6 protein-coding genes are annotated in these 10,915 nt (G+C 36.1%); all 6 read right to left on the bottom strand.

The annotated features are described in order from the left end of the window. Nucleotides 1-86 precede the first annotated feature (86 nt). Nucleotides 87-1,769, bottom strand: a complete 1,683-nt coding sequence (locus EV144_RS17085) for a PQQ-dependent sugar dehydrogenase (protein WP_134150374.1) — start codon at nt 1,767-1,769, stop codon at nt 87-89. A gap of 72 nt (nt 1,770-1,841) precedes the next feature. Beyond that, complete coding sequence (gene mgrA, locus EV144_RS17080; protein WP_134150373.1) at nt 1,842-2,834, bottom strand: L-glyceraldehyde 3-phosphate reductase; 993 nt, start codon at nt 2,832-2,834, stop codon at nt 1,842-1,844. Between the two features lie 315 nt (nt 2,835-3,149). Beyond that, nucleotides 3,150-4,640, bottom strand: a complete 1,491-nt coding sequence (locus tag EV144_RS17075) for a glycoside hydrolase family 28 protein (RefSeq protein WP_134150372.1) — start codon at nt 4,638-4,640, stop codon at nt 3,150-3,152. A gap of 9 nt (nt 4,641-4,649) precedes the next feature. Then, nucleotides 4,650-6,761: a hypothetical protein gene (locus EV144_RS17070; protein ID WP_134150371.1), complete on the bottom strand. Its 2,112-nt coding sequence runs from the start codon at nt 6,759-6,761 to the stop codon at nt 4,650-4,652. Between the two features lie 127 nt (nt 6,762-6,888). Next, nucleotides 6,889-8,538 carry a glycoside hydrolase family 28 protein gene (locus tag EV144_RS17065; RefSeq protein WP_134150370.1) on the bottom strand — a complete coding sequence of 550 codons (1,650 nt, stop codon included), beginning with the start codon at nt 8,536-8,538 and terminating at the stop codon, nt 6,889-6,891. Next, on the bottom strand, nt 8,538-10,877 hold the full coding sequence (locus EV144_RS17060; protein WP_134150369.1) for a hypothetical protein: 2,340 nt from the start codon (nt 10,875-10,877) through the stop codon (nt 8,538-8,540). Before EV144_RS17060 ends, EV144_RS17065 begins: the two co-directional genes overlap by 1 nt. Between the last annotated feature and the right edge of the window lie 38 nt (nt 10,878-10,915).

Raw genomic sequence — 10,915 nt, 5'->3', positions numbered from 1 at the left:
AATTAGTTTGTTAAAAATGTGGTTAATAGATAGTAACACTGCGCATGTGCGCACACGGTTTTTTATATTATTAAAAATTCTATTTTTTACTTTTTTCTAATTAATCCAATTTCGGACTGATCTACTGCACTGGCTTTATTACCAAAACTGTTACGTACATAAGTCAAAACATCTGCAATTTCTTTATCAGTCAAAAAACTGTGTGACGGCATAACATTACTGTAGGTTTCTCCATCTAATTTGCCGCCTTTTAAACCATCCAGAAGCGTCTTAATTAATCTGGATTTTTCCCCAATTACATGACTGCTTTTTTTAAGTGGCGCGTTGAGGTTTGATACACCAGCACCATCATCCATATGGCATACAGCACAATTATTAGCATAAATCGTTGCACCGTTGGTGTATGATTTTTTAATTTTATCCGAAACAATGTTGGTCTCTTTTACGACAGTTTTAACCGCTATAATTTTTTTTGGCTGTGGAATTTCTTCGCCAACCATATTCTCGTTATAACTAATTTTATAGATAGCACCTTTTTTATCATCAGAAATATAAAGCGAGCCGTCTGGACCCTGGGCAAGACCACACGGACGACGTTCTGCATGACCAGATTCTGTATTTTCTGGAGATCCCGAAAATCCATCCGCAAAAACTTCCCAGTCACCAAAAGGTTTTCCGTTTTTAAAAGATTGAAAAACGACAAAATATCCCGCCTGAGGTTCTGGTCTGCGATTCCATGAGCCGTGAAAAGCTATAAAAGCACCATTTTTATATCTTTTTGGAAACTGATTTCCGGTATAAAATAAAATATCATTTGGCGCCATGTGAGCGGGATAAGCAGCAACTGGATTAAGATATTTAGAACTTCCTTCCATTTTGCCGTCGCCTCCGTATTCTGGCATTACAATTTTCTTCTTTTTGATGTAGTCGTAGTAAATAAAAGGCCAGCCGGCATTATCTCCTTTTTTCAAAGCATACATACACTCCGCAGGAATTTCTGCATTTTGTTTGATGGTATATAAATCAGGGAATAAATAATCCAGCTGATCGCGTCCGTGCTGCATTACATAAAGCTGATTCGTCTCTGTATTCCAATCTACGGCTACAACATTTCTAAGTCCTGTAGCAAAACGTTCACCATCTTCAATAGTTTGATTTTTTACATTGGGTTTAAATTTCCAAACACCGCCACTTATTTTTAATAAAGGACAATCAGGTATTCCCATTGAACCTTTTTTGCGGTCTTCCTGCTGACAGGAGTTTAACGGACAGCCAATAGGAATATACATATTGCCTGCATTATCCATCATAATAGATTTGGTTTCGTGCGTTCCATTATCCAAAAGCCCGGTAACAATAGTTTCGCGTGCATTTGTATCGATTACTTTTTCATTTTTATCGAGTTTATAACGAAATATCTCCGAGTTGGAAGAGGTATAGAGGTAACCTTTGTAAAGCCGAACTCCCGTGCCTCCGTAATTTCCAAAAGCAAGCACAACGGTCGCTTTTCCATTTTTCTGTTCCAGTAATAAAGTTCCGTGACCGTCAATTGGTTTAGCCAGTCGGGCATATATTTTTCCGTCTTGTGTAACCGTTATATGGCGTACTTTTCCCAAACTATCAATTAATTGTTCGGCTCTAAATCCTTGTGGTAATGTTAATTCATAATTATAATTGTGAATTGAATAATCAGATTTTATAATTCCGATGAAACTTACAATCACTGCAAAAACTACTATAAATAAAGGAATTCTATCACTTTTTCTCATACGCTGTAGGACTTATTTTAAGTTTTTTTTCGTGTGCGCACACGGTTTTTATCAAATTTTTTTAATGTGTTTTTACCAGTGAAGAATATTATTGATCACTGTTAATTCTTCTTCTGTAAAAGAGGTATTCTTTAAGGCTTCAATAGAATCTGTTATTTGCGCCGGTTTGCTTGATCCAATTAAAACAGAAGTCACACGCGGATCGCGTAGTAACCATGCCAAAGCCATGTGCGCTAGTTTTTGTCCGCGTTGTTTAGCAAGATTATTAAGAAGCGTAATTTTTTCCAGTTTTTCCGGAGTAATATGACTTTGGTTTAAAAATTGCCCGCTTGTTGCAACCCTTGAATCAGAAGGAATTCCGTTGAGGTATTTATCTGTAAGTAAGCCCTGTGCCAAAGGAGAAAAAGGAATACAGCCAACTCCTTGTTTTTCTAACACTTTTAGCAATCCATTTTCGGCATCGCGAACAAACATTGAATATTTGGGCTGATGAATTAAACAAGGCGTTCCTAATTGTTTTAAAATCGTTACTGCTTTTAAAGTTTGTCCCGCATTATAATTTGAAAGCCCAACATATAATGCTTTTCCCTGACGTACCATAAGATCCAAAGCTTCCATTGTTTCTTCTACAGGTGTTTCCGGATCTGGACGATGGTGATAAAAAATATCCACATAATCCAGTTTCATTCTTTTTAGACTTTGATCCAGACTCGAAATCATATATTTTTTGGAACCCCAATCGCCATAAGGTCCGTCCCACATGGTATATCCGGCTTTTGTAGAAATAATCATTTCGTCTCGGTGATCGACGAAATCTTGTTTTAATATTTTTCCAAAATTCTCTTCGGCAGAACCCGGAGGCGGACCGTAATTATTGGCTAAATCAAAATGAGTAATGCCGTTATCAAAAGCGGTTTGAATTAGATTGCGGCTGTTTTCAAAATCATTAACGTTTCCGAAATTATGCCATAAACCCAGCGAAAATGCAGGAAGCTGAATTCCTGAATTTCCACAGCGTCTGTATTCCATTTTTGTATATCTGTCTGACGAAGGTTGATAAGTCATTGTTGTTTTTATTTAAATTTATTTATCTATTAAGTTTATTTAAACACATAGAGACATAGTTTTTAGGGTCGTATAAAAGGCATTTCATTTATTCAAAAAAACATAGCTACTACTATTGCTATGTGTGAGAAACATGTTTCTTTCTATTATTCTTTATTAAGTAAAAAACTATGTCTCTATGTGTTTAAATAAATTTTCAATACTTCTCTCGCAGATCTTGCAGATTAAGCGGATTTATTTTTAAAATCTTTTTAATCCTTTAATCTGTGGCATTCAATTAAAACTTTGTGCCTTAGCGACTTTGCGGCAAAAAAATTAAAGCTTAGTCTTAACCACATTCTCACAATCCTCAAAAATGATAGCTTCGCGAGGATCTTTACATTTTAAATCAAATTTTAAATTCTCGATATTTAAACCGTTTACATATTTAAAATTGAAACCATAACTAGACAAATTCCCAAAAGTATCAGGCGACGGATAACCGCGTTTTTTCTCCTTCAGCAATTTTGTCATATCAATATTTCTGTCTTCAGCATTTCCTGGTTCTGTCAATTGAATTTTGATGTTTTTAAAGATTACATTATGCACTTTATTAGCATTGTCTAAACCCGTAACAGAAGACGCCATAGGGCCAGCTCCGTAAGCTTTTATATTAGAAAACATAATATTCTGAATACTTCCAATTGCCGGAACCGGTGCCGACTCCGTATGTTTACGACTGCGGTTTCCAAGCGTCACAAATATTGGCGTAACACAATCTGTTGCTTCAATATTATCAAACCAAACGTTTTCCATTTTTCCTCCGTCGGTAATAATAAGCGTAATCGCAGAACGGGTAGTTTCTGTTCCGTTTACTTTGTGAAGTCCCGTAACTGATTGAACAACTTTGCAATTTCTGTAAATGATATTTTTGAAACCTCCCGTAGTTTCTGTTCCCAGTTTCAAAGAATTACAGTGACTTGCAGCCGTACAATTTTCAATTAAGATATTTTCACAGGCAGCAGGGCCGTTGCTTTTTAGACAGATCGCATCGTCATCGCTGTCGATTCTAGAATTACGCAAATAGACATTTCGGCAGCCGTCAATATCAATTCCGTCATTGTTTTGATGCGCATGATTGAATACATTGATATTTTCAACCATAAGATTTTCGCAATCCAAATAATGTTGTAACCATTGTGGCGAATTCAAAAGCATAATGCCGCTTACGTAGATATTTTTAGAACTCACGATTCTAATCCCGTATGGTCTTCTTTTATCGTTATTTCCTGTTCCTAAATAAACAGCGCTTGTTCCCTGAAAATCTATAATTCCTTTTCCAGTAATAGAAATTCCGTCTACTTTCTCTGCATAAAAAAGAGATTTATCAACCTGTAAATCAGTGTTGTTTTTATATTCTGGCTGAATCACCAAATAATCTTTAGCATCTGTACTTCCAAGGATTTTCGCGCCTTTATCCAATTCTATATGAACTCCAGATTTTAAAATCAAAGTTCCCGTAAGATACATTCCCGCAGGAAAAAATAATCGGGCAGGGCCATTTTTAGCGCAATTATCAATTGCGTTTTGCAATTGTTTCGTCGTTAATTCAACTCCATTATTAATAGCATTATAATCTTTTACTACATTATAAACGGGTAAATTACTATGATCTGAAGCCAGAGATTTTTCTAGTTTTTTTGCCATAGCTTCCAAATCTGAAGCCAATTTTAGGTTGTCAAATTTGTTTTTTTGTGCAATGGCAGTATTGGTAAAAATCAAAATTGCTAAACATAAGATTTTGATTGTTGCTTTTGTTTTCATCATTTTAAAATTTTATTTCAGGGTAATATTTTTTTTAATAGTTTGATTTTTCTTTAGCGAAATTTTTTCTCCTTGAAGATCAAATTCGCAGTCTTTCCAGGCTTTCAAAACCAATGAAGCCGAAGTTTGTTCAATTTCTCCGTTAACCGTTATTCCTAATTTTGAATAAATATCCTTAACGAATACTTTTCCTTTCCACGGATTGCATTTTGCGATTTCCAGTTTTCCGTACCAGTCAGAAACTACATTGTTTAGTAGCGATTGGGTAATTAATCCGTTGGTAATGTTGTAATAAGCATCTTTGTAAACACCGCTAGTTTCGTAAACCTGAATCCAGTCTTTGTCGACATAATCGGCTTTGGTCAGATTGTCCCAGTCTTTTTGCCATTCAGAAACATTTCCCATTCTTGATCCGGCAAGCAGAAATTCGCCTAAAGTCCATCCGAAGAAATAAGGCTTTTTAGCTTCCATTGTAATATCATATCGCAAATCGTAAGCAGTTTTTGAAGCATCAGAAACCGTATTATCCACAGGTAAAAAAGCCAAAGCATTCAATTGTACCGGATGTTTCTGCTTTCCGAAATCAGATTCGCCTCTTCCTTTATTACTGAAATAAATACCTCTTTGTGATTTTAAAGCCGGAAAAGCCAAACCTTCACTTAAAATTTTCGCGTAAGTTCCGTCTTCATCCAAATTATATTCAATCGCTTTTTGCATACAATATTGCGCGCTGTACAACGCACACAAATAATCATCCTGATCTACACCGCCTTTTTCATCCTGTCCTGTAGAAGGCTGAATCGATAAATGCCAGAGATTATCGCTTTCTTTTTTTGCAATGTTTTTGTAGAATTTAGCCGTCTCGCTGATAATGGGTTTTGCATTTTTTTGAGTCCAGTTTTGATCATTTACAAAAACAGCTGTTTCATACGCCATGCGGGCAAAATATCCCGAATTGTGAATTTCATAGTAAAATTTATTGGGAACAGAAGGGGTGTGGTAACCTTCAAAATCGCCTAAAGGAAAAACCCAAGGCGCCATAATTCCGTCCACATTCATCAAACGTTTAGTGTAAGCTTTCATTCCCGAAACTCTTTCTGCAAAATACTCGATCCATGATTTTGCCATTTTGATATTTCCTGTTGAAAGTAACATCGTATGAACAAAAGAATCGTCTTGCGGATAGCCAAATGACCAGTGATTTCCTGTAAAACCCATTGGTGGCGGCAATCCTAATTTTTCATCATTAAAAGAATATAAAAATTGCGCCATAGAGCGTACCCACATTTGTTGTGCGTGGATTTCGGGGAAAATTACAATTCCCATATTTTGCCATTTATTATTCCACCATTCGATGTTTTGTTTTAATGATTTTTCGGCAGAAATCGCAACAGATTTTCCAACAGAAAGGAGAATATTATTTTCGCCAGAATGTAAAGAAAGAACCAGATTATTATCCTGAAGTTTTACAGCAGCATTTGTTTTTAGATAAACAATTGTCTTTTTATTCAGACATGATAATTCAATTTTCCATTGGTTATTTTCGTTTGTTATTTTGGCAATCTGTGTTAATTTTTGATCGTAATGAACATCTAAAATATCCGAAGGTTTAAAAATAATATTCGAAGCTTTTCCAGTCACATTTATCTTTAATCCTGCCAGATTTTTATCAACCGGATCAAACCATGTTTTTACAAGAACTTTGTTTTTTTCATATTCAAATTGAGTCGAAAGCGTTCCGTCATAAAAAGACTGAACCTGACTGTATTTGGTTATTTTTTCCGGGTCTTTTTCCCAGTAAAATTTCGCGAGCGGAATAACATAATCAGCACCAAATTTGGCTCTTACGAAATGATTCATGTTCAAATATTCCGTTTTTCCGTATTTCGTCAGCTTTGCATTTTTTGCGGGATCAATCTGCAGTCCAAGTGCGCCGTATGAAGTTCCGAAAACCCCATTTCCCTGATATAAATTAATTACGGCGCTGTCTGAAAATACTTTTCTCTCAACATCGGTTGATCGGATTGCTTTTTCAATAGCTTGTTTACTAATGCCGGAATTTTGCCCAAAAACCGGACAAAACAAAAGAAGAAGTAAAGGTAAAAAGATCAATTTTTTAAACATAATTCAGTATTCTAAAATGCATATTCTTAGTTTTCCTGCAAGGTTTCCAAAACCTTGTTGGTGTATTTCTGCGGACTTTAATACCTACAAGGTTTTGGAAACCTTACAGGAACCGGAAATCAGATTGTTATAAATTTATCAGTCTGACAGCCTCTTTTGAAACGTCCTTTTCTTTTCGGATCAAATCTTCATTTTTGATTTTTTTGAAAGTCTGAATCGTAATATCATTTGTTTTATTTCCTTTGAATGAAAACCACGGAATGGTTGCCGGAATATTCAAATTAAGAAGATTGGCTTCTCTAACGTCTTTAAAATCAAGAACACTTTCGCCTTTGCTGTTTTTATCTGTTTTGAAATTATTCACATAAAATCCTTCTACATCTTCTAGTTTTACCAGCGGACGCATGTCTTCTTTATCTACATAAATCTGAACATTATCTAACTGAATATTTTTGGCATGTCTAACAAATAATCCAGAAATTGGAATAGGGTGAGTGTAGTCTGATTTTGATAAAACGCGTCCCCACATTTTAGGATCGGGATATGATTTTTCTAATTCGTCCAAAACAATTGAAGCTGTTTCTTTATTTTCGCCACCCAATGTTTTGATAATGATATTGCTTAAAATGACATTTTCTACATAAGAACCCGGAATTGAAGTAATTGAAGAAGCAATACTGGCATTATAAGCCACAATGTTTGAAATAATAACGTCTTTTAAAGTTCCTGCAACAGATGGAGAAACTTTTTGTTCTCCTGCGCCGCGATTTCCTAATCGGATAAAAATCGGACACCAAGCGCCATCTATTACAATATTGGAAATGGTTACGCCTTGAATGTTTGCTCCGTCAACGCTTTCTAAAGCAATGCCGCTTGACGCTGCCAATCCGTATCTGCGGGCTTTTATGTCAATATATTCGGCAGCATCTTTTGCTAATTCTTCGTCTGGTCTTGCTGTTTTTATAACTGAATTGCTGAAAACAATATTCTTGAAATCGCCCAAAGATTCTGTTCCTATTTTAAAAGAATTACAAGCTGAGGTTAAAATACAATTGGTTACGGTGATGTTTTCGCAGACTTTACTGGTATATCTTGGATCTCTGTTTTTAAAACAAATAGCATCGTCACGCGTATAAATATCAGAATTTGAAATTCGTACATTACTACAGGCTTGCATGTCAATTCCGTCTGTATTTGGTCCCTGAAGTGGGTTTCTAATACTAATTCCATCCACAACAACCTGATCGCAGCCCAATAAATGCAAAGTCCAGCTTTCTGATCCTTTTAAGTGAACATTTTGAATGGTAACACCTTTACAGCCTTCTAACTTTAACATGTTTCTCGGACTTGTGGTTTGATGAATCCATTCTGGTGCACGATCGTACGGAATTTTGCTTCTGTCTGCTGGAATCCAAAAAGTGTGACCCTGACCGTCAATAGTTCCCTTTCCGGTAATAGAAATATTATTTACTTCAACGCCGCGAATCAAATTCGACGGATTATAATCTTCCATTTTTGTACTTCCCAGCAAAACCGCGCCACTTTCTAAATGAAGGTTTACATCATTTTTTAAGTAAATAGTTCCAATAAGAAATTGACCTGTAGGAACCGTTACAATTCCGCCGCCAGAAGCAGAACAATCATCAATTGCTTTTTGAACGATTTTTGTATTTAATGTTTTTCCGTCTGCAATTGCGCCGTACTCAACTATATTGATGTTTTTTGCAGTACAATGCAACGCAATCAAACTAAAAAATAGAATTAGATAGTTTTTCATTATTGTGGTTTTTGTATTATATAAAGTTTGGTTTGGGCCTGTTCCAGATTGATGTTCAGCTTTTTATTTCCGATAATGCTGCTTGTTCTGTTCCATACTTCAGAAATTTCTACCGATTTGTTTTTTACAAATTGCGAAGGCAGATTTAATACCGTTTCTATCTTATGATCTGCGGTATGATTGATACCTTCTTCGAGATTTCCTGCCATAATTTTGAAGCTTCCATCTTTCAACTGCCACATTGATAATTGAACTGGTTTTTCTAATTTAATTTCGTCAACATAAGCAAAACCCGATTTTTTTAAAGTTTCATTCATTAATCTGGCAGTCAAAACATAAGGCACTGGACTTCCCATAATCTGATCTAAAGAACCTTTGTAATTATCTGTTCCCGCAGGAAGATTATTGAAGAATTCCGGCGCATCCCAATAAATTAAATTCTTTCCATTCGTTTGATTGTAACCAAGAGCAGGCGAGAAGCTTACACTGTAAATCGATTCCAGTTCTTTAGTAAATTTATTTTGGGTAAAAGGCTGAAAAATTGGAAATGTATTGGGTAATCCTTGATAAATTCCATCCGTTTTGTAATTAATACTTCCGATGTATTTCGTTCCGTTAATGGCAGTATCAGTAGAAGAAACCCCTAAAAGAGAAGCAATTTCAGGATCTAATCCGCCCGCAGGACTTCCGATAACCATAGCCGGTTTTCCGGATTGTAATGCCGTTATTAAATTTGTTTTTTCTGATGAAGTTAAGTGCGAAGGTGTTTGAAACATAAACAACTCACTTTCTACTTTTGGCAAATATTCTAAACGTGTTACAGACATAATAGGAGCAGACCATTTCATTAAAGTTCCGGCTTGTTCGTCAATCCATTCTTTAATGTTTTCGTCTGGTTTATTGTTGTTTTGCCATTCTAATGCACTTCTGCAATAGACCATTGTTGGTCCAAAAACTTCTTTGGTTGATGCAGCATCGGTAAAAGCTTCATTTGTAGTATTGGCGATAAACGCAACATCTTCTTCCGAAAGGAGATTTTTTCCTCTGTTGCACCACGAAATATAGCTTCCGTTTGGCATTTTTAAACCGCTTGGCATTTTTACTGCCGCGTGCGAATATGCCCAAATTCCCCAGCGTGATCTTTCACGAGCATTGTGAATCATGTCCCAGGTTTCCCAGGCATCAAAAGTTTCAGTCAGAAAATAGTGGTGTACTTTAGTGTCGGCCAACATTGCAGAATGCGAAAGCATATAACTCAACATATAGCTGTAACCCAATAATGGTGAACTCCAAAAACGAACTTCCGGCACGTAATTCATCACCGGACGCTGTCCGACTTCGTTCCAGGAACCCGCCCAGGATTGATCAATCCATCCGTCAAGATAACCTTCTTTTGCAATAGTTTCCAGATCAAAACAATTGGCACGCCAGCCGCCAACGGCACTAGCCGCATTAGAATATCCAATAACTAAAGCTTTTGGATTTGATATTTTGGTTTGTTTTACCAAATCGCCAATGGCGTCGCTCCATTCTTTTACCAATTTTGGGTCTTTTGGAGCGGTTTCGCCATAAGGGCCTTTTCTTCTCGAATAAAGTCCAGTTCCTAAAAAGCCGTCTCTCAAAATAATAACATCAAGATTTAATGCTTTTGACAAACTTCCCCATTGTTTTCCAAAGAATTCTGTTAATGGCGTTCCTGCCGGAATTCCTGTTGGATAAGCACCATATTTATGGTTTTCGGCTTCTAACTTAGCCACCATATTTGGCTTTCCGTTTCGGTATGAATTAGGATGTTTTATAGAAAATTGTGCTTTATCTCCGTCGTACGAACTATCGCCTCCGGTAATAAAGGTTCCGACTTTTATATCTTTTAAATTGTATTTATTTTGAGCTGTTTTCTTTAGAATGGATACTAATTTTTTAAGGTCAGCATACGTCCATTTTTCATATTCGATAGATTGCGGTTTGTCTGCTTTTTCAAAACGTTCTTTCCATAAATCCATGCGTTCTGGAGTTGTTCCTGCCAGTTGACCTCCATCTTTAATAGAACCCCAGGTTCTCATGTTTTTAGGTAATTTTATTTCCTGATTAATGTCGCCCTGCCATTCGTATAAATAATCAGTAATCCATCCAACATTAATTATCACGCCTTTCCAGCCGTCAATTCCTTTCATTAATGGTTCGTAACGCTGCCAGAAAATATCGGCAGATTTTTGCATGTCTTTATGTTCAAACCAATACAAATCTATTTCGAGCCAGCGGTCTGCAGCAACGGATGTTTTTGCAATTGCCCCAATGGTGAAGATTGATAAAAGGAATGTGATTACTATTTTTTTCATTGGTATTCTGGTGGTTATTTTTTATTCTAAATTGAGTT

It is taken from the genome of Flavobacterium sp. 270 (assembly GCF_004368785.1).
GTDB lineage: Bacteria > Bacteroidota > Bacteroidia > Flavobacteriales > Flavobacteriaceae > Flavobacterium.
Note: the sequence above shows the minus strand (reverse complement) of the source record. Positions and strands in the feature narration are given on the sequence as shown.